Below are 24,953 nucleotides of genomic sequence, written 5' to 3' on the forward strand. Positions count from 1 at the left end.
GTTGATTGCCCGCCGGTGGCCGGTATTGACGCCTCACTGACGACGGCCTACTTTCCTCTCACAAATAGGAAACTTTCCTAACAGTGATCTTAGGGCCGTCCCAACCAGGGAAGCCCGGAACGATCACCCGGTGGACTTCCCGGCGGCCCCGCTGAGAAGCTGGGCTGTTGAAAGGCAGGTGGCGACACACATGGCAGGATCCGCCGGTACGCCGGGCACCCCGCGCGTACTGCGCGCCATGAACGACCGCGCCGCCCTGGACCTCCTCCTGGAGCACGGTCCGCTCAGCCGCACCCGCATCGGCAAGCTCACCGGCCTTTCGAAGCCCACCGCCTCCCAGCTCCTCGCGCGCCTGGAAGCCGCCGGCCTCGTCCTGATGACCGGCACGAGCGAGGGCCGCCCGGGCCCGGGCGCACAGCTGTATGTGGTCAACCCGGCCGCCGCCCACGTCGCCGGCCTCGACGTCACCCCCGAGCGCATCCTCGCCGCCGTCGCAGACATCACCGGCACAACGGTGGGCGAGTACGAGTTGCCCACCCCGGGCCGCCGTCCCGCACAACCCGTCGTACGCCTGGTCACCGACGCCCTCGACGGCGCCGTGAAGGCCGCCGGGCTCGCCGTCTCCGACGTGCACCGGGTGGTGCTGGGCACCCCGGGCGCCTTCGACCCCAACACCGGTCGGCTGCGCTACGCCTCCCACCTGCCCGGCTGGCACTCCCCCGCACTGCTCGACGAACTCGCGGCCGCCCTCCCGATGCCCGTCGAGTACGAGAACGACGTCAACCTCGTCGCCCTCGCCGAGCAGCGGCTCGGCGCGGCGAAGGGGCACGGCGACTTCGTCCTGCTGTGGAACGAGGGCGGTCTCGGCGCCGCCCTCGTCCTCGGCGGCCGGCTGCACCGCGGCTGGACCGGGGGCGCCGGCGAGGTCGGCTTCCTGCCGGTGCCCGGCGCGCCCCTGGTCCGCCAGGTGACCAAGGCCAACAGCGGCGGTTACCAGGAGCTGGCCGGCTCCCAGGCCATCCCCAAGCTGGCCCGCGAACTCGGCATCAAGGACGTGCCCACCGGCCCGTACGCCGAGGTCGCCGCCGCCCTCGTGGCCCTGGGCGCCGACAGCGCCACAGGCCCCCACCGGCGGCTCCTCGAGACGTACGCGACACGGCTGGCCACCGGTCTCGCCGCACTCGTCTCCGTGCTCGACCCCGAACTCGTCGTCCTCAGCGGCGCCTCCCTCACCGCCGGAGGAGAGCCGCTGAGGACCCTGCTCCAGGCCGAACTGGAGGAGCTGGCCGCATCCCGGCCGCGCCTCGTCGTCGGCGACGTACGCGAACACCCCGTGCTGCGCGGCGCGTTGGAGAGCGCGCTCGCAACCACCCGCGACGAGGTCTTCGACACCTCGCGCTGAGCACCTCCGGGCCCCCCAACCCGGTTCCACCCAGGCCCCGGCACCCGCTCCGGTCGAACCACACCCCCGCCCGTCCCAGGGAGACCCCGTCATGCCCGAAGTCATGCCCGAAGTGATCCGAAAGACGGCTTTCGCCCTCACCGTGTCCGTCGCCCTCCTCACCACCGCCTGTACCGGCCAGTCCTCCTCCGGCGCGAGTGACGACGCGTCCAAGGAGACCACCATCAACTTCTGGCACGCCTGGAGCGCGCCCTCCGAGACGAAGGCCGTGAAGACGCTGATCGCGGGCTTCGAGAAGGCGCACCCCAACATCCACGTCAACGTCGTCGCCAACATGACCGACGACAAGATCAACCAGGCGCTGCGCGCCGGCGGCGACAAGGCCCCCGACGTCATCTCCTCCTTCACCACGAACAACGTCGGCAAGTTCTGCTCCTCGGGCGCCCTGGTCGACCTGAACCCGTTCTTCAAGAAGTCGGGCATCGACGCGGAGGCGACCTTCCCGAAGGCGATGAACGAGTACACCCAGTTCGACGGCAACCGCTGCACGGTGCCGCTGCTGGGGGACGCGTACGGGCTCTACTACAACAAGACGGCGTTCAAGAAGGCGGGCATCACGAGCCCGCCCAAGACCTGGTCCGAGTTCGAGACCGACGCGAAGAAGCTGACGATCGCCGACGGCGACAGCTACAAGCAGCTCGGATTCATGCCCGACTACCACGGCTGGGAGACGACCACCGAGCACTACTTCGCGCAGTTCTCCCCGATGTACTTCGACTCCAGCGGCAAGTCGAACCTCGCCAAGGATCCCGCCTTCGCGGCCGGTTTCACGCTCCAGAAGAAGCTCGTGGACGAGCTGGGCGGATTCCAGAAGCTGGAGAAGTACCGCTCCAAGCTGGGTGACGAATGGGGCCCCAAGCACCCGTTCCAGACCGGCCAGGTCGCCATGCAGCTGGACGGTGAGTGGCGCCTGGGCATGGCCCTGGACGCCAAGCCGGACTTCGAGATCGGGGTGGCCCCGCTGCCCGTGCCCGACGACCAGGCCGCCCAGTACGGCAAGGGCTACATCACCGGCACCATCGCCGGCATCGCCGCCACCAGCAAGAAGCAGAACGCGGCCTGGGAGCTGGTGAAGTACATGACCACGGACACGGACGCGGTGGTGAACTTCTCCAACGCCATCCACAACGTGCCCTCCACGCTGGCCGCGCTGAAGTCCCCGAAGCTGAAGTACGACCCGCGCTTCAAGACGTTCCTGGACATCGCGGCGAACCCGAACTCGACCACGACTCCCGCGTCGATCAACGGTGGTGTGTACCTCACCACGATCCAGCAGTTCGGCTACGACTACGAGAGCGGCAAGGTCAAGGACCTCGAGGCGGGCCTCGCGAGCACGGCCAAGCAGATCGACACGGACATCGCGCAGGCGAAGTAGCGATGAGCGCCATCACCCTCGCGTCGAAGCGCCGCCGTGCGGCGCTTCGGACGGTCGCCTTCATGTCGCCCTGGCTGATCGGGTTCGCGGTCTTCTTCGCGTACCCGCTGATCTCGACCTTCTACTTCTCGTTCATGCACTACGACGGCTTCAAACCGCCGACGTGGAGCGGAACGAAGAACTGGACGTACGTCTTCAAGGACTACCCGTTCTTCTGGCCGGCGCTGCGCAACACCCTGTGGCTGGTCCTCGTCATGGTCAGTCTGCGGGTCGTCTTCGGACTCGGCGTCGGCATGCTCATCACGAAGATCAAGACCGGCACGGGCGTCTTCCGCACCCTCTTCTACCTGCCCTACCTCGCCCCGCCCGTCGCCGCGACGATGGCCTTCGCCTTCCTCCTCAACCCCGGTACGGGCCCGGTCAACTCGATCCTCGACAAGATCGGCATTCCGGGTCCCGGCTGGTTCAACGATCCCGCCTGGTCCAAGCCCGCCCTCACCCTGCTCGCCCTGTGGGGTGTCGGCGACCTGATGGTCATCTTCATGGCCGCGCTGCTCGACGTGCCCAAGGAGCAGTACGAGGCGGCCGAGTTGGACGGAGCCTCCGCCTGGCAGCGCTTCCGGTACGTCACCCTGCCGAACATCTCGCCGATCGTGATGTTCGCGGTGGTCACCGGCGTGATCCAGACCATGCAGTACTACACCCAGCCGCTGATCGCCGGGAAGGTCGCCTCGGGAGTGATCCAGGGCGCCGGTACGCAGTTCGAGCCGGGCTATCCCGAGAAGTCCACGCTCACCCTGCCTCAGCTCGTCTACAACCTCGGCTTCCAGCGCTTCGACTACGGCTCCGCCTGTGTGGTCGCGCTCGTGCTCTTCGCCCTGTCGATGGCGTTCACCGCGTTCCTGATGCGGCGCCGGGGCGGCCTCAATCTGGCAGGTGACTGACCATGACGCAAGTACTCGACAGGCCCGTGGAGTTGAAGGCGCCCGTCTCGCCGGCCGAACGCACCGCCCGCCGCAAGGCTCTCCTCGAGTGGATAGCGGTCCATTCCCTCGGCGTGGCCGCCGCGCTCTTCTTCACGCTCCCCTTCGTGTTCGTGTTCCTGACCTCGCTGATGAGCGACACCCAGGCGCTCAGCCGCGATCTGATCCCGCACACCTGGGAGTGGGGCAACTACAAGAAGGTCTTCGACACGCCCGGCTTCCTCACCTGGTGGAAGAACACGCTGATCTACGCGGGTTTGGGCACCGTCCTGACCGTCGTGTCGTCGATCCCGGTCGCGTACGCCCTCGCCAAGTTCCGCTTCCCGGGCCGCAGTCTGTCGCTCATGCTGGTGATCTCGATGATGATGCTGCCGCCGCAGGTGATCATCATCCCGATGTACCTGTTCTGGGCGAAGCAGCTGGACCTGTCGGGCACGCTGTGGCCGCTGATCGTTCCGATGGCGTTCGGCGACGCGTTCTCCATCTTCCTGCTGCGCCAGTTCCTGATGACCATCCCCAACGAGTACCTGGACGCGGCGAAGGTCGACGGCTGCGGGGATCTGCGGGTGCTGCTGCGGGTCGTCGTGCCGATGGCGAAGCCCGGGATCGCCGCCGTGGCCCTCTTCCAGTTCTTCTACGCCTGGAACGACTACTTCGGGCCGCAGATCTACGCCTCCGAGAACGCGGGCGCGTGGACCCTGAGTTACGGCCTGGAGTCGTTCAAGGGCATGCACCACACCGACTGGAACCTCACCATGGCCGCGACCGTGCTGGTCATGGCCCCCGTGATCCTCGTGTTCTTCTTCGCCCAGAAGGCGTTCGTCGAGGGTGTCACGCTCACCGGAGTGAAGGGCTGAACCACTTCATGAAACTCACCGTGGTCGGCGGAGGCTCGACCTACACACCCGAACTCATCGACGGATTCGCGCGCTTGCGGGACACCCTGCCCGTTGAAGAACTGGTGCTCGTGGATCCGGCTGTCGAACGCCTCGATCTGGTCGGCGGGCTGGCCCGGCGCATCTTCGCCAAGCAGGGGCATCCCGGGCGCATCGTCACGACGGACGACCTGGATGCGGCGGTCGAGGGCGCCGACGCCGTGCTCCTCCAGCTGCGCGTCGGCGGCCAGGCCGCGCGCGAGCAGGACGAGACCTGGCCGCTGGAGTGCGGTTGCGTCGGCCAGGAGACGACGGGCGCGGGCGGGCTCGCCAAGGCTCTGCGCACGGTGCCGGTGGTTCTCGACATCGCCGAACGGGTCCGCCGCACCAACCCGAGGGCCTGGATCATCGACTTCACCAACCCGGTCGGCATCGTCACCCGCGCCCTCCTCCAGGAGGGCCACCGGGCGGTGGGACTGTGCAACGTGGCGATCGGCTTCCAGCGGAGGTTCGCCGCTCTGCTCGGTGTCACTCCGGTCGACGTCCACCTCGACCATGTGGGCCTCAACCACCTCACCTGGGAGACCGGTGTGCGCCTGGGCGGCCCCGAGGGCGAGGACATCCTGCCCAAGCTGCTCGCCGAACACGGGGAGGCGATCGCCGAGGACCTGCACCTGCCGCGCACCCTCGTGAACCGGCTCGGCGTGGTCCCGTCGTACTACCTGCGCTACTACTACGCGCACGACGAGGTCGTCGGGGAACTCAGGACGAAGCCGTCACGTGCCGCCGAAGTGGCCGCCATGGAGAAGCAGTTGCTGGAGATGTACGGCGACCCGTCACTCGACGAGAAGCCGGCGCTGCTCGCGAAGCGGGGCGGCGCCTACTACTCGGAGGCGGCCGTAGACCTCGCCACGGCGCTGCTGGGCGGCGGTGGTTCCCCGTACCAGGTGGTGAACGCGTACAACAAGGGCACACTGCCCTTCCTGCCGGACGACGCGGTGATCGAGGTGCAGGCGGCCGTCGGACCGCACGGACCGACCCCGCTGCCCGTCCCCGAGGTGGACCCGCTGTACGCGGGCCTGATGGCGAACGTGACGGCGTACGAGGAGCTGGCTCTGGAGGCGGCCCTGCGCGGCGGCCGGGACCGTGTCTTCCGGGCCCTGCTCGCCCACCCCCTCATCGGCCAGTACGCGTACGCCGACACCCTCACCGACCAGCTGATCGCGCACAACCGGGAGCACCTCGCGTGGGCCTGACCGCAAGTGTCCTCGCCATCGACGCGGGCAACAGCAAGACCGACGTCGCCGTCGTGGCCGGCGACGGCGAGGTCCTCGGCACCGCACGGGGCGGGGGCTTCCGGCCGCCGGCCGTGGGTGTCGGGACGGCCGTGGACGCCCTGGGCGAGGTCGTCGAACAGGCCTTCGGGAAGGCCGGGGTCACCTCGGTCGACCATGTCTCGGCCTGTCTCGCCAACGCCGACCTCCCGGTGGAGGAGGAGCAGTTGGCGGCTGCGCTGCACGCGCGCACGTGGGGCACGTCCGTCGAGGTGCGCAACGACACCTTCGCCATCCTGCGGGCCGGCGTCTCCGAGCCCCGCGGGGTGGCGGTCGTGTGCGGGGCCGGCATCAACTGCGTCGGTATGCGCCCCGACGGACGCACGGCCCGCTTCCCCGCGCTCGGCCGGATCTCCGGCGACTGGGGCGGCGGCTGGGGCCTGGCCGAGGAGGCCCTGTGGTGGGCGGCCCGCGCGGAGGACGGCCGGGGCGGACCCACGGACCTGGTGCGCGCCCTCCCCGCGCACTTCGGGCTCGACTCCATGTATGCGCTGATCGAGGCGCTCCACCTGGAGCACGTCGAGCACGACCGGCGCCACGAGTTGACGCCGGTGCTGTTCGCCACGGCCGAGGAGGGCGATCCGGTGGCCCGCGCGATCGTCGACCGGCTCGCCGAGGAGGTGGTCGCCATGGCCACGGTCGCGCTGACCCGTCTCGACCTGCTCGACGAGGAGGCCCCGGTCCTGCTCGGCGGCAGCATCCTGGCCGCCCGCCACCCCCAACTCGACGACCGCGTACGGGAACTGCTGGCCGCCCGCGCCCCCAAGGCGGTCCCCCAGGTGGTCAAGGCCCGCCCGGTCCTCGGGGCGGCCCTCCTGGGCCTGGACCACGAACACGCCCCGAAGGAGGCACAGGCACGCGTGCGCGCCTATTACGAGCGCGGCTGACCACCGCAGCCCCCAGCCGACCGCGCTCAGCACCACCCCCGGGAACCGAACACAGGCATGCCGCGTATTCAAGAAGGGGGTAGGGCAACGGACATGGCGTGACCGGCGTCAGCACAAGCGCCGCGATCCGGAAACAAGATCGCATAAAGGCCTGTGCGGATACCGGTTGCGGCGGCGATACTTGCCGCCGTGCACCTGTGTCCGTTCCCACGCTCCGGGCGGAGGTGACCGACGGATGACCATGGGGGAGGTCAAGTGACACAACCGCAGCAGGGCGGCGCGCCACCCGCGACACCCACGATGCCGGCGGTACCGCCACAGGCCACGGAGCCCGCGGCGCAGTCGGCCCCCGTGCCACCGGGCCGCCCCGCCCCGCCGCGCCGCACGGCCTTCGCCGAGGGCGTCGACCGACTGCGCTCCGCCGCGACCACCGAGCCCGGTCGGCTGCGCATCATCGGCGCCGTCCTCGCCCTCGTCGTCGTCGCGTTCGGATCCGTCACCGCCTGGCAGATGACCGACCGTTCCAACGCCGCCGACGACGTGCTGCACAGCAGCCAGCCGCTCAGCGCGGGGGCCGCCGACATCTACCGCTCCCTCGCGGACGCCAACACGACGGCCTCCAGCGGCTTCCTGTCGGGCGGACAGGAACCGGAGGCGACCACCGAGCGGTACGACAAGGACATCCGGACGGCCGCCGCGGGTCTCGTCACAGCGGCCGCGAGCACCGACCCGGGCTCCCCGTCCGCACACGCCATCGCCAGACTCAACCAGCTGCTCCCGGAGTACAAGGGCCTGATCGAGCGGGCCCGGGCCAACAACCGGCTGGGCTTCCCGGTGGGCGGCGCCTACCTGCGGGCGGCGAACGACAAGATGCAGCACGAGATGCTGCCTGCCGCGCAGGACCTGTACACCAGGGAGAACCAGCGGCTGCGCTCCGACTACGCGGACGCGACCCCCTACCCCTGGTTCGGCATCGCGCTCGGCGTCCTCGCGCTCGCCGCCCTCGGCTGGGCGCAGCGGCGCCACTACCTGCGCACGAACCGGCTGCTCAACCAAGGCCTGGTCGCGGCCACCGGGGCCTGCGCGATCGTCCTGCTGTGGCTGGTCGTGGGCCACAGCGTCGCCCGCGCAGGGCTCGACTCCTCGTACGACCACGGCGTCCGCTCGCTGAACGTGCTGCACGACGCGCGCATCGCCTCTCTGAACGCACGCGGCAACGAAAACCTGACGCTGGTCAGCCGCGGCGCCGAGACCAAGAAACTGCCCGACGGCACGGTCGAGGATCTGTACGACTACGAGTTCCAGCAGGACATGAAGACGCTCTCCGCAGGTCTCGCCAAGGCCGAGTCGATCGCCGACGACCGGGCGGGCAAGCAGCCCGTGACGGCCGCCACCGGCAACATGAAGGTCTGGCAGCAGCGCCACAAGCAGGCGCGGGCCGCCGACGACGACGGCAACTACCAGGCGGCGCTGAACAAGATCATCGGTTCCGAGGCGGACCAGCCGACGGGCGAGTGCTTCGACGGCGTGGACGCGAACCTGGCGAAGGCGCTGGGGCACGAGGAGGGCGAGTTCCAGCAGGCCGCGAGCAACGGCCGGGGCGCGATGACCGGGCTCCCGGTGGGCGCGGCGGTCCTCGCGGTGCTGGGCGCGTCCGGCGCGCTGCTGGGCATCGGGCGCAGGCTTTCGGAGTACCGGTGAGAGGGGGAGCGGCGATGATCGCTCGGCGCCTGAGGGCGAGCCTGAAGGGCTGGGGTGGCGTGGGGGCGATGCTGGTCGCCTGCGTCCTCACCGCCGTCCTCGCGCTGCTGCTGCCGCTGACCCACCCGAGCCCGGACGGCTCCACGGGCACGGGCGGCCGGGGTCTCGCCGAGGGAACGCAGGCGAAGGCCGACTCCTGCGACGGCCACCCCGAGCGGCTGAGCCCGCCGCCCTCCGGCGACGAGAGCGGTCCGGCGGTCACGGCCATCAAGAAGCGCGGCTATCTGTCGGTGGGCGTCGACCAGAACAGCTACCGCTGGGGCTACCGCGACCCCAACACCGAGGGCGCCGACCTCGAGGGGTTCGACATCGACCTCGCGCACGAGATCGCACAGCGGATCCTCGGCGACCCGAAGGCCGTCCGCTTCCACGCGATCCCCACCAACCAGCGCATCCCGGCGATCAAAAGCGGGCAGGTGGACATGGTGGTACGCACCATGACGATCACCTGCGACCGGCTGGAGGAAGTCGCCTTCTCCGATCCGTACTTCGCGACCGGCCAGCAGGTCCTGGCCCCGAAGTCGTCCGGCATCACGGGCTACGACAAGTCGCTGGCCGGCAAGAAGACCTGCACGGCCGAGGGTTCGACGGCCAACACCCGGCTGACGAACGACAAGGAGACCGGACGTCTCGTGGCGTCCGCCGACATCTCCACCACCGTCCCCAACCAACTCGACTGCCTGGTCAAGTTGCAGCTCGGCGAGGTCGATGCGGTCGTCACCGACGGCGCGCTCGCGGCGAGCCAGGCGGCCCAGGACCCCACCGTCGAACTCAAGGGGAAGCCCTTCACGACCGAGTACTACGGCGTGGCGATGAACAAGCAGGCCGAGGATCTGGTACGCCGGGTGAACCAGGTGCTCGTGGACTACCGCAAGAGCGGCTGGCAGACCTCGTACGACAAGTGGCTGTCCCAGACGCTGGGCGCGGACTCGGCATCGTCGCAGCCACCTTCCTCCTGACGGACGCAACCGATCTGATACCACTGGAGAAGTTACCCGGCGCACCGGACACACGCACTGGGCACGACGAGACGAGAGGTGATCGATGGGCGTCACGGGACCCACCGGGCCGGTGATGGACCGGGACGAGGTGGACCGTGCGCTGGCGCGGCTCGGCGCGGAGCACGAGGCCATAGAGACCTCGCTCCTCGCCCTGCAGGACCACGCGGGCCGCAGACTCCTCGAAGGCGCCGAGCTGACGGGTGTCACCAAGGAGCGCTGGACGTCGGCGGAGGCGTCGATCACCCTGCTGTGGGCGTACTTCGACGCCTACACGGACGCGCTGCGCCGCGCGCGCGAGATCCGCGCGCGACGGCGCTGGTCCAGTCGCGAGGACCTGGTCGAGCTGACGGACCTGTTGCGCGGTGCCGCCGTCACCGTCGCGGGCAGTGCGACGGCGACCGCGAACGCGCCGACGCTCGCGGGCGCCGGCAGGCTCAGCGAGCAGTTCACCCTGGCTGAGCTCGTGGAGCGGATGAACGAGCTCTACGCCTCCTCGCTCGACATGGTCGTCGCCGCCGACGCCGTGTGGTCGGCGCTGCCCGCCCGGATCGATTTACTGGCCGCCGAGTTGCAGCGCACCCGCCGGCTCGCGCACTCCGTGGGCGTACGCCCCGGCGAGCACCCGGCAGGCGACGACCTGGAGCGCATCACGCGCACTCTGACGAGCCTGCGCGAGCAGGTGATCTCCGACCCACTGGCGTACTGGACCCCCACACAGGGAAGTTCGGCGCCCGGCGGCGGGCGGCCGGACACGTCGACGTACGACCGTGAGGCGCGCGCCCTGGAGGACGTGCGCCGCGAGATCGACGCCGTACTGGCGGTCCGTCAGGACGCGGAGGCCCGGCTCGTCAAGCTGCGCGACCTGCTCAGCCGTGCCGACCGCACGCTGGCGGAGGCCCGCAGCGCACGCGGTGAGGTCCTCGCGAAGATCGCCGCCTCGGAGGTCCCCGCGGTCAGCGGTCCGCCGACCGCGCTGCAGGAGCAGCTCGCGACCGCCGCCGAGTACCGCAGACACGCCCAGTGGCACCGCCTCTCCCCGCTCCTGGAGTCACTGGAGCAGAAGGCGGAGGACGAACTTCTGCGCGCACGCGAGTCGTTGACGGCGGTCACCGCGCCTCTCGCGGTCCGCGCCGAACTGCGCGGCCGTCTGGACGCGTACAAGGCGAAGGTCGCCCGGCACGGGCTGGCGGAGGACCCGCTGCTGGTCGAGCGGTACGACGCGGCGCGCCGCATGCTGTGGAGCGCACCCTGTGACCTCAGGGTCGCCGAACAGGCGGTGCTGCGCTACCAGCGGGCGGCCGCGGAACTGCTCGGCCCACGCGTGCCCGGGCAGGGCGCTCCGGCCGACCGGAGGGGGGAAGCATGAGCCAGGCAGGGCAGAAGTGCCAGCGGCCGGGCTGCGAGGGGTCGTACGAGGACGTGGGCGGCGGCGAGCTGTACTGCGACACGTGCGGTCTGGCGCCGGTCGTCTCCGCGAGCGGGATGGTCGGGTCGCCGGTCACGGGGATCACCGCGGGCGGCAAGGGCTCCCGCGGTTCGGGAAGCGGCAGTTCGCGCGCCAGCTCCCGGACGTCGTCGCGGTCGTCCCAGTCCCGCCGCTCCGTGTCCGGGCGGCTGTCCGGCAAGTCCACGGGCCGCTCGGTGTCGGTGCGCAGTTCCGGTTCGACGACCGGGAGCTCCGGGCGCGGCCGGCTGGGCCTCGGTCTGGTGCAGGTCCCGGACGTACCGCGGCCCGACCCCCGCGCCATGGTGCTGGAGAACCCCGAGGTGCCCGAGCGCAAGCGGTTCTGCTCGCGCTCCGACTGCGGGGCCCCGGTGGGGCGGGGGCGCGGCGACCGGCCGGGGCGCACGGAGGGGTTCTGCACCAAGTGCGGCCACCCGTACTCGTTCGTGCCGAAGCTGCAGGCCGGGGACATCGTGCACGGCCAGTACGAGGTGGTGGGCTGCCTCGCACACGGCGGGCTCGGCTGGATCTACCTCGCGGTGGACCGGGCGGTCTCCGACCGATGGGTGGTCCTCAAGGGCCTGCTCGACACGGGCGACCAGGACGCGATGGCCGCGGCGATCTCCGAGCGGCGCTTCCTCGCGGAGATCGAGCACTCGAACATCGTACGCATCTACAACTTCGTGGAGCACCTCGACCAGCGCACCGGCTCGCTCGACGGCTACATCGTCATGGAGTACGTCGGCGGCAAGTCCCTGAAGGAGATCGCCAACTCCCGCCGCACACCCGACGGGAGACGGGACCCGCTGCCGGTGGAGCAGGCGTGCGCGTACGGCATCGAGGCCCTCGAGGCCCTCGGCCACCTGCACAGCCGCAACCTTCTGTACTGCGACTTCAAGGTCGACAACGCCATCCAGACCGAGGACCAGCTCAAGCTGATCGACATGGGCGCGGTGCGCCGGATGGACGACGACGAGTCGGCCATCTACGGCACGGTGGGCTACCAGGCGCCGGAGGTCGCGGAGGTCGGCCCGTCGGCGGCGAGCGACCTCTACACGGTCGCTCGCACCCTCGCCGTGCTCACCTTCGACTTCCAGGGCTACACGAGCGTCTTCGTCGACTCCCTGCCCGACCCGGACAACATCGAGGTCTTTCGCCGGTACGAGTCCTTCTACCGCCTGCTGGTGCGCGCCACCGACCCGGACCCGGCCCGCCGGTTCGCCTCCGCGCAGGAGATGTCGGAACAGCTGACGGGCGTGCTGCGGGAGGTCGTCGCCCTCCAGACGAGCCGCCCGCGGCCCGCCCTGTCGACGTTGTTCGGGCCGGAAGTCAAGGTCACGGACACGGAGTTGTTCCCGAAGCTGGACGGGGACGTGTCGCGGCTGGGGGCACGGGTGGTGGCGTCGCGGCGCGGCCGCGGGACCACCGCGGGCGTGCTTTTGGCGGCGCCGGGCAACGAGCGCTCCGACAGCCTTGCGTCCGCCGGCGCCGGTGCCGTGTCCGCGCCTTCGCTTGCCGCTTCCGCTGCTGCCGTGGGTCCCGGAGGGGCCGGGACGCCGGGCGGCGGAGCGGCGAGCGCACCGAACGCGGGAGCGGGCGCCGCTCCCGGCGCGTCCGCCGTCGTCAAACACGTCAACGGTTCCGCCGCCGCGCTCGCCCTGCCGGTTCCACGCGTCGACCCCGGCGACCCCAACGCCGGTTTCCTCGCGGGTCTCATGGCCTCCGCGCCCTCGGAGCTGATCGCCGCGCTGCACGCCGCGCCGGTCACCTCGCTGGAGCTGCGCCTGCGCAAGCTGCGGGCCCGGCTGGAGATGGGCGAGACGGCCGCCGCCGGGCGGGTCCTGGAAGCGCTGGAGGCCGACCACGCCGACGACTGGCGGGTCGTCTGGTACCGCGGTGTCACCGCGCTCGTCACGGGCGACCACGAGGCCGCCGCGCTCTCCTTCGACGCGATCTACGACGCCTTCCCCGGCGAGCCCGCCCCCAAGCTGGCCCTCGGCCTGTGCGCGGAGGTCCTCGGCCAGCTCGACAACGCCGGCGAGTACTACGGTCTCGTCTGGACCACCGACCCCAGCTACGTCAGCTCGGCGTTCGGACTGGCCCGCGTCCAGCTCGCGTCCGGCGACCGCCGCGGCGCGGTACGCACCCTGGAGTCCGTGCCGGAGGCCTCCATTCACTACACCGCCGCCCGCGTCGCCGCCGTACGGGCGCGGCTGCGGCACCGTGCGGGCCAGGGCCCCGACCCGGCCTTCCTGGACGACCTCGTGGCCGCCGCGAGCCAGGTCCAGGCGCTGGAGGCGTACGGACTGGACGCCGTGCGGCGCGAGCAGTTGTCCACAGAGGTCCTCGGCTGTGCCCTGGACTGGGTACTCTCCGGTAGCCAGGGCTCCGCGCCGTCCGCGGCCGGCGGCCGGGCGCTGCTCGGCAGTGACCTGGACGAGCGCGGCCTCCGCTTCGGTCTGGAGCGCTCGTACCGGATGCTGGCCAGGCTCGCGCAGGGCGGCGAGGAGAGGATCGACCTGGTGGAACGTGCCAACCGTTACCGCCCCCGGACGTGGGTGTGATCGATGTCGCAGATGCCCCAGCCGACGGCGCTTTCGAGGTGCCCCAGTTGTGAGGAGCCCCTCGAGTCGGGCGACCGCTTCTGCGGCGCCTGCGGGTACGACCTGTCGGTGGTGCCCGCCCCGCCGCCGGACACCCCGACGCTGACCATGAACGGCACGGCGCCGGGCCCACGGTCGGAGGCGTCCCCCGTGGACTGGCCGGTCGCCCCGGCTACGGGTGGCCCGGACGCGTCCGCCCCGGTCCATCTGCCGACCGACCTCCAAGGCACGGACTCCGGCGGCTCCGCCCTGCCCGCCGCACCCCCCGGGCAGGGCGTCTCCAAGGGCGTACGGTTCGACCGTCCGCCGGAGTCCGACGACTACCACCTCGCGGCGCCACAGCCCGTGGACCCGCGCACCGCCGTCCCCTCGACACCCCCCGCCGGCACGAAGATCTGCGTGGCCTGCCGCGCGGGCAACGTGGACCGCGACGGATACTGCGAGAACTGCGGCCACGCCCAACCGCGCGAACGCGACCACCTCGAGCAGGAGTTGGGGGCGGTCGCCGCGGTCAGCGACCGTGGTCTGCGCCACCACCGCAACGAGGACGCGTTCGCCGTCTCCTCGGCCGCGCTGTCCGACGGCTCACCCGCCGTCGTCGCGATCGTCTGCGACGGCGTCTCCTCGGCGACCCGCCCCGACGACGCCTCCCTCGCCGCGTCCCAGGCGGCGAACGAGGCGCTGCTGGAGGCCCTGCCGCGCGGCACCCACCCCCAGCAGGCCATGCACGACGCGATCGTCGCCGCCTCGCATGCCGTCAACGCGCTGGCCACCGAGCCGGAGACGGCCCAGGAGCACGCCCCGCACCAGAACGCGCCCGCCTGCACCCTCGTCGGCGCCGTCGTCACCACCAGCCTGCTCGTCGTCGGCTGGGTCGGCGACAGCCGCGCCTACTGGGTTCCCGTCGACCGCTCCACTCCCCCGGCCCGGCTCACCGAGGACGACTCGTGGGCCGCGCAGATGGTCGCCGCCGGCCTGATGAGCGAGGCCGAGGCCTACGCCGACGAGCGCGCCCACGCGATCACGGGCTGGCTCGGCGCGGACGCGTACGAACTGGAGCCGCACACCGCTTCCTTCAAGCCGGACCGTCCGGGTGTGGTGGTGGTGTGCACGGACGGACTGTGGAACTACGCCGAGGCCGCCGAGGAGATGGCCGAGGTGGTGCCGCCCGACGCCGAGCGGCGTCCGCTGCACACCGCCCGGGTACTGGTGGGCCATGCCCTGGACGCCGGGGGCCACGACAACGTAACAGTGGCCGTCCTGCCGTTCCCCGCCCCGCCGCAGGGGGCAGGATCCGCATGAGGTGTGTCCCCCGGACGCACCCGTGGCCGGCGTAGCCGGCCCAAGGACCGGAGGGGACCGGTCCGCAACCAGTCGTCACCCCACAGCGCTGGGGTCCTCGAGGGGGATCAGAGAAGGCATGGCCAATTTCTCGAAGTCGAACGTGCCGCGGTTCTCGGTGGACGTCTACCAGAACGAGTACCTGCCGGAGGGCGGCCGCGAGGTCAACGCCATCGTGACGGTGACGGCGACCGGCGGCGGCACGGTCGGAAGCGCAGTCGCCGCGCCTCACCTCTACTCGCCGGGGCACGGCCCGAGTGCCGCCGTGGCGATCATGGTCGACTGCTCGGGATCGATGGACTACCCGCCGACCAAGATGCGCAACGCGCGCGACGCGACGGCCGCGGCCATCGACACCGTGCGCGACGGCGTGCACTTCGCGGTGATCGGCGGCACCCATGTGGCCAAGGAGGTCTATCCGGGCGGCGGGCGGCTCGCCGTCGCGAGCGCGACGACCCGCGACCAGGCCAAGCAGGCGCTGCGCAGGCTCAGCGCGGGCGGCGGCACCGCGATCGGCACCTGGCTTCGCCTTGCCGACCGGCTGCTGTCCTCGGCGGACGTCTCCATACGGCACGGCATCCTGCTCACCGACGGCCGCAACGAGCACGAGTCGCCCGAGGACCTCAGGGCCACGCTGGACGCCTGCGCCGGCCGTTTCACCTGTGACGCGCGTGGAGTGGGCACCGACTGGGAGGTCAAGGAGGTCACCGGGATCGCCTCCGCACTGCTCGGCACCGCCGACATCGTCGCCGACCCGGCCGCCCTCGCCGCCGACTTCACGCAGATGATGGAGACGGCCATGGGCAAGGAGGTCGCGGACGTCTCGCTGCGGCTGTGGACGCCCGTCGGGACGGAGATCAAGTTCGTCAAGCAGGTGGCGCCCACGGTCGAGGAACTGACCGGACGCCGGACCGAAGCGGGCCCGCGCGCCGGTGACTACCCGACCGGCTCCTGGGGCGACGAGTCCCGCGACTACCACGTGTGCGTCCAGGTCCCGGCCGCGAACATCGGCCAGGAGATGCTGGCCGCCCGGGTCTCCCTGGTCACGCCGCGGGGCGACGGTACCACCGAGAACCTCGGCGCCCAGGGGCTCGTACGGGCGGTGTGGACCGACGACATGACGGCGTCCACGTCGATCAACCCCCAAGTCGCGCACTACACGGGTCAGGCCGAACTGGCACAAGCCATCCAGCAAGGTCTGGATCTGCGCAAAGCGGGCGATTTCGATGGCGCAACGGCCAAGCTGGGCCGGGCCGTTCAGCTCGCAGGCGCGTCGGGGAACGCAGATACTGCGAAACTGCTTGCGAAGGTGGTGGACGTTGTCGACGCAGCGACAGGTACTGTGCGACTGAAGGCAAAGGTCGCGGAGGCCGACGAAATGACGCTCGAGACACGGTCCACAAAGACTGTTCGTGTAAAGAAGTGACCTGGAAGCCCTGACAGCAGCGAGCCCGACCCCCCGGGGTCGGAGAACCACGCCGGTCACAGCGACCGGAGAAGGAGAGGGGGAAGCGCCGACATGCCGACCTGCCCGAACGGACACCAGTCGGGTTCCGGCGACTGGTGCGAGGTCTGCGGTCACCGTATGGCCGGTGCCGTACCCCCGCCGCCTCCACCGCCGCCCGCCACCGGTTACGGCTATCCGCCGCCTGGTTCGCCCCCGCCGCCCCCGGGCGCGGGCGGTAGGCACGGGGGACGCCCGCTGTCCGCCGCACCGGAGCCCGAGCCGGAGCTCTGCCCGCAGTGCCGCACGCCCCGCGAGGGCGGCGCCCCGTTCTGCGAGGAGTGCCGGTGGAACTTCCTGACCAACACGGCGACCTCGTACACCCCCGCCGCACCGCGCCCGCCGGCGCCCAATCCGGCGCTGCGCTTCCAGCAGGGGGGCCAGACCGGGCCAGGACCCGACTCGTTCGACTACGAGAGGTCCCGGCCGTCGCAGGTGAACCGACCTGCCGAACCGATTCCGCCAGGCCCGCCCTTCGGCGACGAGCCGTCCGGACCGACGGCCTTCGGAGGAACTCCCTCGCGTCCGTCCGGATTCGGGGGCGAACCGTCACGTTCATCCGATTTCGGGGGCGATTCATCACGTCCGTCCGCCTTCGGGGGTGACTCCCCGCGCCCTTCGGCCTTCGGGGGTGACTCCTCGCGTGCGTCCGGGTTCGGGGGTGACTCCTCGCGTGCGTCCGGGTTCGGGGGTGACTCCTCGCGCCCTTCCGCCTTCGGGGGCGATTCCCCGTCTCCGTCTCCCTTCGGTGCGGATCCCTCGCGTCCGGTTCCGCCGCCGCCCGGAGGGCCGACGCCCGGTGGTCCTGGGGGCCCCGGTGGTCCTAGGGGCCCCGGTGGTCCTGGCGGCCCAGGCGGCGCCGGTGGTCCGCAGACCACCGCTCCGGGAGCGCCCTCGGCCTTCCAGGGTCCGCCCTCCGCGTTCCAGCGTCCGGCTCCCCCGCCCCCGCCGCCGACCCAGGGCTTCCCGCCGCCCGCCCCGCCGCAGACCGGCGGCCCGTCCTACGGCGGCGGTGACGACGACTGGGTGATCTCGCCCCCGTCGGCCTCCCCGGTGAGCGGCGCGCCCGGTGGTCCGGGACGTCCCGGCGGCCCCGGTGGCGGTCAGGGCGGCGGATACGGCTACCCGCAGCCCGGTTCCACCCAGGCCCCGCCGTCTCCGTACCAGCAGCAGCCGGTGACCTGGACCGCGACCATCGGTCCGGACCGCGAGTACTTCCTGGCGATGATGCAGCGCTCGGGCCCCGAGGCCGCGGGCCTGAACCTGCCGGCGTACTCCCCTGAGCAGCAGCGCACGCTCACCGGCAACCAGGTCACCATCGGCCGTCGCCGCCACTCCACCGGCGACACCCCCGACATCGACCTGTCGGTGCCGCCGGAGGATCCGGGCGTCTCGCACCAACACGCGATCCTGGTCCAGCAGCCGGACGGCTCCTGGGCGATCGTCGACCAGAACTCCACGAACGGCACCACGGTCAACGGCGCCGAGGAGCCCATCCAGCCCTTCGTTGCGGTGCCGCTGCAGGACGGGGACCGGGTGCACGTGGGCGCATGGACGACGATCACGATCCGCCGGGGCTGAGCAGGCCGAGCACAGCGGTCCGCGTGCGCGAGCGGGGCTCCTCAGGGGCTCTCGCCATCACGGCAGCGGCCAGGTGTTCGGCCCCTCCGGGTCGTCCAGCCAGGCCCAGGAGCGGTCGCCGCCGACCGTGATCCCGAACCGTTCGCGCGCGGGCCGCTCCTCGCGCTCCCACAGCATGTAGGCCTCGTACGGGCCGAGGCTGCGTTGCGTCAGGGCCAGCAGGAACCGGAACAGCTCGTGGCCGCGGGCCCGGGCCGGGAGCCCGCCCAGATATCGCGGCTCGGGCTCGACCCGGGTGCCGCCGCGCAGCGGTACGAAGTAGGCGGGCGTATGCAGGAAGCGTCCTTCGGCATGCTCGCCGTCCCGCACCCGAAGGGCGATCAGCCCGGTCGCGAACGGCGCGAGGATCCGGGCACCCGGACTGCACTGCGCGAGCCACGCGCCCGGGACCGAACTGAGCGTGCAGGTCGCGATGATCCGGTCGAAAGGGGCGCGCTCCGGCACACCGCGCGCGCCGTCGCCGGTGACCACGGCCGGGTGGTAGCCCGCGGCGGCAAGATGCTGACGGGCGCACTCGGTGATCTCCGGGTCGAGGTCGATGGTGGTGACCAGGTCGTCGCCGAGGCGGTGGGCCAGCAGGGCGGCGTTGTAGCCGCTGCCGGCGCCGATCTCCAGGACGGCGTTCCCGTCCTCGACCTCCAGCTCGGCCAGCATCTGGGCCATCAGCGAGGGCTGGCTGCTGGAGGAGACGAGCTCGCCCTCGCGCACGACAGTGGCGAGCGGGGCGTCCTCGTACGCGCCGCGCAGCCACTGCTCCCTGTGCCGCGCGTCAGGATCGTCGCCCGATCTGCGTTCGTAGCCGCCGACGGCGCCCACGTAGTAGTACGGCACGAAGAGATGGCGCGGCACCGCCTCGAACACCTCCCGCCAGGCGGGATCGGCGTCCCAGACACCGCTCGCGTCGATCTCCCGCACGAGTTCCGCCCGTGCCGAGGTGGCAAGGGTCTCAAGTACGTGATCGAGAGTGTGCGCGGCCATGTCTCCACTGTGCTGCGCGAGGCGGCCCGGGGCTAGCATGCGGGAGGGGTGGTCCTAAGCCCTGGGTCCTCGGTCGTCGCGTCTGAGACCATGGACCACGTGAGAGAGATTCGGCGCGGCACGCTTCAGGAGCAGACCTTCTACGAGCAGGTCGGCGGTGAGGAGACCTTCCGCCGCCTCGTGCACCGCTTCTACGAGGGAGTCGCCGAGGACCCGATCCTGCGGCCCATGTACCCGGAGGAGGATCTGGGCCCGGCCGAGGAGCGCCTCACCCTGTTCCTGATCCAGTACTGGGGCGGCCCGACGACCTACAGCCAAAGCCGCGGCCACCCCCGTCTGCGCATGCGCCACGCCCCGTTCACCGTGAACCAGGCCGCCCACGACGCCTGGCTCAGGCACATGCGCGTCGCCGTCGACGAACTCGGCCTCTCCGAGGAACACAGGACCACGCTGTGGAACTACCTGACGTACGCCGCGGCGTCGATGGTGAACACCCCGGAGTGAGCCAACGGCGTTCCTGGCCAGAGGTTTCCGGCCCGTGGGCTTCCGGCTCATGGTTTCCGCCCGTGGGTTTCCGGACCGCGAAGGTCCGGTAACCGGGCTTCCGGCCGCGGGGTTTGCGACGTTTGGGTTTCCGGCCCATGGGCTTCCGGCCGCGGGGTTTGCGACGTTTGGGTTTCCGGCGCATGGGTTGCGGCACTCGGGTTTCCGGCCCGTGGGGGTTTGCGACGTTTGGGTTCCGGCCCGTGGGTTTGCGGCACGCGGGTTTCCGATCTCCGGTGCGCCGGCCCGTGGGTTTGCGGCACGCGGGTTTCCGATCCCCGGTGCGCCGGCCCGTGGCTTCCGGCAGCGGTTTTCGGACCGCTGTTCTTCGGCCCGCAGATCTCCGGCCCTCGGGTTTCCGGTCCGCGGGGTTCCGAACCGGAGATCTCCCGCCCGCGGATCGGGGCCGCCTGCCTGAGCCGCAAGCTTCCGGCCCACAGCTCCCCGATCGCAGCATTCCGGCACCCGGCCCACCAGCACCCGGAAGTCCGGCACGCAGATCTCCGGTCCGCAGGCTTGAAGTTCCCCCGCTGAGCTGGACAGCCTGATACTGGGACGGTTGGGTCCCGGAGGAAGCAGTCCAGGTTGAGTGGCAAGAGCAACATGAGCAAGCGGTACACGGCCGAGTTCAAGCGGGACGCGGTGGAGCTGGTTCGCTCCTCCGGTCGGAACGTGACCGAGGTCGCCCGGGAGCTAGGCGTGAGTGCCGAGGGGCCCGGCTGCATCATGCACAGCGACCGGGGAAGCGAGTACACGAGTAGCGAATTCCGCCGGGAAATAAGGAAGTTGAACCTGAGGCAGAGCATGGGGAGAACCGGCATATGCTACGATAACGCCGCAGCCGAGAGCTTTTTCGGTTTGCTCAAAGCGGAGATCGGCACGACCGTCTGGGAGAGCCGCGAAGCGGCCCGCGCCGACGTCTTCCGCTCCATCGAAGTCGAGTACAACCGCACCAGGCTCCGCAAACACCCCGAGTTCGGGTACCTCACCCCACTCGAAACCCGAGCCAGGCTGCAGCAAGACTTCACCCCCGCAGCGTAAGCATCCGCTGTCCAAGATCAGGGGGGAACTTCAGCTCCCTGCCCACACGTTTCCGACTCATGGTTTTCGCACGTGGGTTTCCGGACCGCGCGATCGCGCCGTCAGCGGACGCTGACGTCCAGAACGCCGAGTCCCGCCCGGCGCACGGCGATCGACCCGAACGGCGTGCGCAGCCTCAGCCACGTGCCCGACGAGAACAGCCCCAGTGGCTCGGTGCCGGGCCCCTGCGGCGCGGCGCGCAGGAAGCCGAGCGACTGTGCTGCGTGTACGGCCCGCACCGGCAGCCCTGTGTCCCCTATCGTGCGCGACCAGATCTCCCTGCCGATCCGGTCGAGTTCGGCCCGCGTCCGCCGCTCGGGCGCCAACTTCTGTGTGCGAGACCGGAATTCGGCGACCGCCGCGGCCACGGTCGTCCGCAGCGCGTCGGGGGCGGGCAGTCCCGGCTCGGGTCGCCAGCCGCCGCGTGGCGGAAGGACCCCGGCCCAGGGCGGTCCGGTGACGGAGGCCGGCACGGTGGCCGTGGCCGCCGACTCGTCGACGGATTCCAGGAGTTCGCCCGCCGAGACGGTCACGTCGAGCCCGATGTCCAGCCCGTTCTCGTACGGCTTGGCGAGCCGCACCGCACGGACCGCGAGCACCTCGAACGACGGCGGCCGCCCGAACACCGCCAGCGTCGTCCCGGTCGCCTGCAGTCGCACCGCGGCACCCCGGTCGTAGTGGATCAGCCTGGAGAGGAAGGCGGCCAGGTCCGCCGCCTCCCCGTCGTCGGCGAGGTGGAGCACCGTCATGCGGCGACGGCCTCCTCCTCGTCGTCCATGTACTCCGTGAGGAACTCCCGCTCCTCGGCCGTGATCCGTCGCGGCCGCTGCGCCTCGAAGTCGAACGGAACGATCACCGTACAGGCCCGGACGTAGATCTCGTCCGGGTCCTTGACCTCATAGGCGAGCGTGAAGGACGCGGCCTTGATCTCCGTGACCCACAGCTCGATGTCCACCGGCGCGTGCCGGTGGACCAGCTGCCGCTTGTAGTCGATCTCATGGCGCGCCACCACGGACCCCTGCTTGAACTGCTTGTCCGGGCGGAACAGGAAGTCGATGCGTGCCTCCTCCAGGTAGCGGAGGAACACCACGTTGTTGACGTGGCCGTACGCGTCCATGTCCGCCCAGCGCAGCGGGCAGCGGTAGATGTGCCGCAAGATCAGCCCCGGGTCAGCTTCTTGTAGGTGGCACGGTGCGGACGGGCCGCGTCCGGGCCGAGTCGCTCGATCTTGTTCTTCTCGTACGACTCGAAGTTGCCCTCGAACCAGAACCACTTGGAGTCGCCCTCGTAGGCGAGGATGTGGGTGGCGACGCGGTCGAGGAACCACCGGTCGTGGGAGACGACGACGGCGCAGCCCGGGAACTCAAGAAGAGCGTTCTCAAGGCTAGACAGCGTCTCGACGTCGAGGTCGTTGGTCGGCTCGTCGAGCAGCAGCAGGTTGCCGCCCTGCTTCAGAGTGAGCGCGAGGTTGAGGCGATTGCGCTCACCGCCGGAGAGGACACCGGCCGGCTTCTGCTGGTCCGGGCCCTTGAAGCCGAAGGCCGACACGTACGCACGCGAGGGCATCTCGACCTGACCGACGTTGATGTAGTCGAGCCCGTCGGAGACGACCTCCCACAGCGTCTTCTTCGGGTCGATGTTCTCGCGGCTCTGGTCGACGTACGAGATCTTGACGGTCTCGCCGACCTTGATCGAACCGGAGTCGGGGTCCTCCAGACCCTGGATCATCTTGAACAGCGTGGTCTTTCCCGCGCCGTTCGGACCGATGACACCGACGATGCCGTTGCGCGGCAGGGTGAAGGAGAGTCCGTCGACGAGAACCTTCTCCCCGAAGGCCTTGTTGAGCTTGTCCACCTCGACCACGACATTGCCCAGACGCGGGCCCGGCGGGATCTGGATCTCCTCGAAGTCCAGCTTCCGCATCTTGTCGGCCTCGGCGGCCATCTCCTCGTAGCGGGCCAGACGCGCCTTGGACTTGGCCTGCCGCCCCTTGGCGTTGGAGCGGACCCACTCCAGCTCTTCCTTGAGGCGCTTCTGCCGCTTGGCGTCCTTCTGCCCCTCGACCTTGAGGCGGGTGGCCTTGGTCTCCAGGTACGTGGAGTAGTTGCCCTCGTACGGATAGGCGCGGCCGCGGTCGAGCTCGAGGATCCACTCGGCCACGTTGTCCAGGAAGTAGCGGTCGTGGGTGATGGCCACGACGGTGCCCGGGTACTTGGCCAGGTGCTGCTCCAGCCAGTTCACGGACTCGGCATCGAGGTGGTTGGTGGGCTCGTCGAGCAGCAGCAGGTCGGGCTGCTCCAGTAGGAGCTTGCACAGGGCGACGCGGCGCTTCTCACCACCGGAGAGGTTGGTGACGGGCCAGTCGCCGGGCGGGCAGCCCAGGGCGTCCATGGCCTGCTCGAGCTGGGCGTCGAGGTCCCAGGCGTTGGCGTGGTCGAGCTCCTCCTGGAGCTTGCCCATCTCGTCGAGCAGCGCGTCCGAGTAGTCGGTGGCCATGAGCTCGGCGATCTCGTTGAACCGGTCGAGCTTGCCCTTGATCTCGGCGACGCCCTCCTGGACGTTCTCCAGGACGGTCTTCTCCTCGTTCAGCGGGGGCTCCTGCAGCAGGATGCCGACGCTGTAGCCGGGCGTGAGGAACGCGTCACCGTTCGACGGCTGCTCAAGACCCGCCATGATCTTGAGGACGGTCGACTTACCGGCGCCGTTCGGGCCGACGACGCCGATCTTGGCACCCGGGAGGAAGCTCAGGGTGACGTCGTCGAGAATCACCTTGTCGCCGTGCGCCTTGCGCGCCTTGCGCATGGTGTAAATGAACTCAGCCAAGAGAAACCGTCCGGCAGCTTGAAATCTGGCAGTGGGCAGATACACCCCATCTTGCCTGACCGCCACCCCTGAGCGGAAACCCGTCTGGTCGGACCCCTCTGACCTGGGGTTTCGCTGGTGGCGGCGGTGGCTCGTCTGTCACTGTCGGTCGCTGTTGGTCGGCCTCGGGCGACCTCGCACGGCCCAGGGACGGCCCAGCCCCACATGTTCAGAAGGGGGCAGCCTTGCCCAGCGAGCCGCCCAGGGTGCTGATCACTCGGCCCAGCCGCTCGTTGGCTTCGTGAGGCACCGCCGGGATGGGCGCGCCGGCAGCAAGGTGCTCGCCCACTAGCCAGAGCACCTCGTACAGGTCCTCGGCGCTGGCGCGGTCCAGTCGGAGAACAACGTCATCGGTCATGGCGGCAAGCTAGCCGCTCAGCCAGGCCGTGCGGCCATGCGCTTAGAAGGCGCTTTGTGGGTGCGCCCCGCCCTCCTCTTGACCTGTGGGTCTTCCTCAGCTGAGCGGGTCGCCGGTAGAACTTCGACACGGATTCGACAGGCAGTGTCCCCTGGCGGGTCTGTACGGTGCGAACGACACACACGCTAGGCACTGACTGTTTGGGGCGGGCATGACGGAGTACCTGTCTGAGGTTGATCCACGATGGGCTAAGCACTCTGGCGAAGCGGGGCACTACGGAGCCTCTGAATGGGGTCCGGAGGACTTGGAGCGCGCCGCGATGTTCTTGGCCGAACTCGCGCCGCAGGCCCGGCGGGTGTTCCAGTACCTGCTGCGCAACCCTGGCCGGAGGATCCACTGCACGGAGCTGGTGGGTAAGGCCCTGGGCGGGCCGAACGAGAGTGATCCGGCGCGGCGCGTGGCAGGGGTGCTGTCCGGGATGAGCAAGGGACACAGCAACAGTGAGCGGCGGCTTCCGTTCTACTGGTGGGAGGCTCCCGAGGGGAGCGCGGGCGCAACGTACGCAGTCCGCCCCTCGGTGGCGGCGGTGTTCCTGGCCGCTCAGCTCGGCGCTGCGTGATCTGCACAGCCACAACTGACCACCGGCGGCCGTAACCCGCGGTCGCCTAATCGATCAACGTCCTCCCATGCTGCTGAGCCGTCGGCAGCCAACGGCGTTGTCATCGTTGAGCGCCCTTCCACGGCCCCAAGGCGACCCGGAAGGGCGTTCGTGCGTGAGCACCGCATTACGTGAGCACCGCATTAGGAGTTCGATAGCTCCTCGGCAGAGCAATGCTCAAGACCTGTGGATCGGGGCTCGGGAGGCGCGCGATGGGCGTACCTTCCCGAGTGATCGATTGAAGGTCACCGAGTAGGCCGACG

At 70.4% G+C, this 24,953-nt stretch carries 21 protein-coding genes; 16 read left to right on the top strand and 5 right to left on the bottom strand.

Features of this window, described 5'->3' with window-relative positions; translation table 11 throughout:
* Positions 1–190 precede the first annotated feature (190 nt).
* The 13 genes from ACZ3TS_RS29595 (at position 191) to ACZ3TS_RS29655 (ending at position 18,151) form a co-directional block, all read left to right on the top strand.
* The gene (locus ACZ3TS_RS29595; protein WP_467623916.1) at positions 191–1,402 is read left to right on the top strand and encodes an ROK family transcriptional regulator; all 1,212 of its coding nucleotides are present in this window, start codon (positions 191–193) and stop codon (positions 1,400–1,402) included.
* A 103-nt stretch (positions 1,403–1,505) separates the two neighbouring features.
* Complete coding sequence (locus ACZ3TS_RS29600; protein WP_467623955.1) at positions 1,506–2,837, top strand: ABC transporter substrate-binding protein; 1,332 nt, start codon at positions 1,506–1,508, stop codon at positions 2,835–2,837.
* A 2-nt stretch (positions 2,838–2,839) separates the two neighbouring features.
* Positions 2,840–3,781, top strand: coding sequence for a carbohydrate ABC transporter permease (locus tag ACZ3TS_RS29605; protein ID WP_467623918.1), 942 nt, complete (start codon positions 2,840–2,842; stop codon positions 3,779–3,781).
* Positions 3,782–3,783: 2 nt separating this feature from the next.
* Complete coding sequence (locus ACZ3TS_RS29610; RefSeq protein ID WP_467623920.1) at positions 3,784–4,677, top strand: carbohydrate ABC transporter permease; 894 nt, start codon at positions 3,784–3,786, stop codon at positions 4,675–4,677.
* An 8-nt stretch (positions 4,678–4,685) separates the two neighbouring features.
* Complete coding sequence (locus tag ACZ3TS_RS29615; RefSeq protein WP_467623922.1) at positions 4,686–5,951, top strand: 6-phospho-beta-glucosidase; 1,266 nt, start codon at positions 4,686–4,688, stop codon at positions 5,949–5,951.
* Complete coding sequence (locus ACZ3TS_RS29620) at positions 5,942–6,916, top strand: N-acetylglucosamine kinase (RefSeq protein WP_467623924.1); 975 nt, start codon at positions 5,942–5,944, stop codon at positions 6,914–6,916. Before ACZ3TS_RS29615 ends, ACZ3TS_RS29620 begins: the two co-directional genes overlap by 10 nt.
* A 300-nt stretch (positions 6,917–7,216) precedes the next feature.
* Positions 7,217–8,617, top strand: a complete 1,401-nt coding sequence (locus tag ACZ3TS_RS29625) for a hypothetical protein (protein ID WP_467623956.1) — start codon at positions 7,217–7,219, stop codon at positions 8,615–8,617.
* A 14-nt stretch (positions 8,618–8,631) separates the two neighbouring features.
* A complete protein-coding gene (locus ACZ3TS_RS29630) occupies positions 8,632–9,636 on the top strand; it encodes a glutamate ABC transporter substrate-binding protein (protein WP_467623926.1) in 1,005 nt (334 codons plus the stop codon).
* Positions 9,637–9,721: 85 nt separating this feature from the next.
* Positions 9,722–11,044, top strand: a complete 1,323-nt coding sequence (locus ACZ3TS_RS29635) for a hypothetical protein (RefSeq protein ID WP_467623928.1) — start codon at positions 9,722–9,724, stop codon at positions 11,042–11,044.
* Positions 11,041–13,686: a serine/threonine-protein kinase gene (locus ACZ3TS_RS29640; RefSeq protein ID WP_467623930.1), complete on the top strand. Its 2,646-nt coding sequence runs from the start codon at positions 11,041–11,043 to the stop codon at positions 13,684–13,686. The genes ACZ3TS_RS29635 and ACZ3TS_RS29640 overlap by 4 nt, the downstream gene beginning before the upstream one ends.
* A gap of 3 nt (positions 13,687–13,689) precedes the next feature.
* Positions 13,690–15,027, top strand: coding sequence for a PP2C family serine/threonine-protein phosphatase (locus ACZ3TS_RS29645; RefSeq protein WP_467623933.1), 1,338 nt, complete (start codon positions 13,690–13,692; stop codon positions 15,025–15,027).
* A gap of 118 nt (positions 15,028–15,145) precedes the next feature.
* Positions 15,146–16,492, top strand: coding sequence for a vWA domain-containing protein (locus ACZ3TS_RS29650; RefSeq protein ID WP_467623936.1), 1,347 nt, complete (start codon positions 15,146–15,148; stop codon positions 16,490–16,492).
* 93 nt (positions 16,493–16,585) lie between these two features.
* Positions 16,586–18,151 carry an FHA domain-containing protein gene (locus ACZ3TS_RS29655; RefSeq protein ID WP_467623938.1) on the top strand — a complete coding sequence of 522 codons (1,566 nt, stop codon included), beginning with the start codon at positions 16,586–16,588 and terminating at the stop codon, positions 18,149–18,151.
* A 57-nt stretch (positions 18,152–18,208) separates the two neighbouring features.
* On the opposite strand, the gene ACZ3TS_RS29660 is transcribed toward ACZ3TS_RS29655, so the two are convergent.
* On the bottom strand, positions 18,209–19,189 hold the full coding sequence (locus ACZ3TS_RS29660; protein ID WP_467623940.1) for a methyltransferase domain-containing protein: 981 nt from the start codon (positions 19,187–19,189) through the stop codon (positions 18,209–18,211).
* A gap of 90 nt (positions 19,190–19,279) precedes the next feature.
* On the opposite strand from ACZ3TS_RS29660, the gene ACZ3TS_RS29665 reads away from it, so the two are divergent.
* Together ACZ3TS_RS29665 and ACZ3TS_RS29670 are read left to right on the top strand one after the other, a co-directional pair.
* Entirely contained in the window at positions 19,280–19,693 is a 414-nt protein-coding gene (locus tag ACZ3TS_RS29665) for a globin (protein WP_467623941.1), read from the top strand.
* Between the two features lie 642 nt (positions 19,694–20,335).
* Positions 20,336–20,773, top strand: a complete 438-nt coding sequence (locus ACZ3TS_RS29670) for a transposase (protein ID WP_467623942.1) — start codon at positions 20,336–20,338, stop codon at positions 20,771–20,773.
* A 101-nt stretch (positions 20,774–20,874) separates the two neighbouring features.
* Here the strand turns inward: ACZ3TS_RS29670 and ACZ3TS_RS29675 are convergent, their stop codons facing one another.
* The 4 genes from ACZ3TS_RS29675 to ACZ3TS_RS29690 all read right to left on the bottom strand — a co-directional run bounded on the left by ACZ3TS_RS29675 (position 20,875) and on the right by ACZ3TS_RS29690 (position 24,032).
* Positions 20,875–21,561, bottom strand: coding sequence for a DUF8185 domain-containing protein (locus tag ACZ3TS_RS29675; RefSeq protein ID WP_467623943.1), 687 nt, complete (start codon positions 21,559–21,561; stop codon positions 20,875–20,877).
* Complete coding sequence (locus ACZ3TS_RS29680; RefSeq protein WP_467623945.1) at positions 21,558–21,968, bottom strand: acyl-CoA thioesterase; 411 nt, start codon at positions 21,966–21,968, stop codon at positions 21,558–21,560. The genes ACZ3TS_RS29675 and ACZ3TS_RS29680 overlap by 4 nt, the downstream gene beginning before the upstream one ends.
* Positions 21,969–21,970: 2 nt before the next feature.
* The gene (gene ettA, locus ACZ3TS_RS29685; protein WP_467623947.1) at positions 21,971–23,635 is read right to left on the bottom strand and encodes an energy-dependent translational throttle protein EttA; all 1,665 of its coding nucleotides are present in this window, start codon (positions 23,633–23,635) and stop codon (positions 21,971–21,973) included.
* Between the two features lie 208 nt (positions 23,636–23,843).
* A complete protein-coding gene (locus tag ACZ3TS_RS29690) occupies positions 23,844–24,032 on the bottom strand; it encodes a hypothetical protein (protein WP_467623949.1) in 189 nt (62 codons plus the stop codon).
* A 304-nt stretch (positions 24,033–24,336) separates the two neighbouring features.
* On the opposite strand from ACZ3TS_RS29690, the gene ACZ3TS_RS29695 reads away from it, so the two are divergent.
* Positions 24,337–24,651 (top strand): DUF6416 domain-containing protein, encoded by a 315-nt coding sequence (locus ACZ3TS_RS29695; RefSeq protein ID WP_467623951.1) that lies wholly within the window; start codon positions 24,337–24,339, stop codon positions 24,649–24,651.
* The last annotated feature ends 302 nt before the right edge of the window (positions 24,652–24,953 follow it).

It is taken from the genome of Streptomyces sp. NPDC022910 (assembly GCF_055561075.1).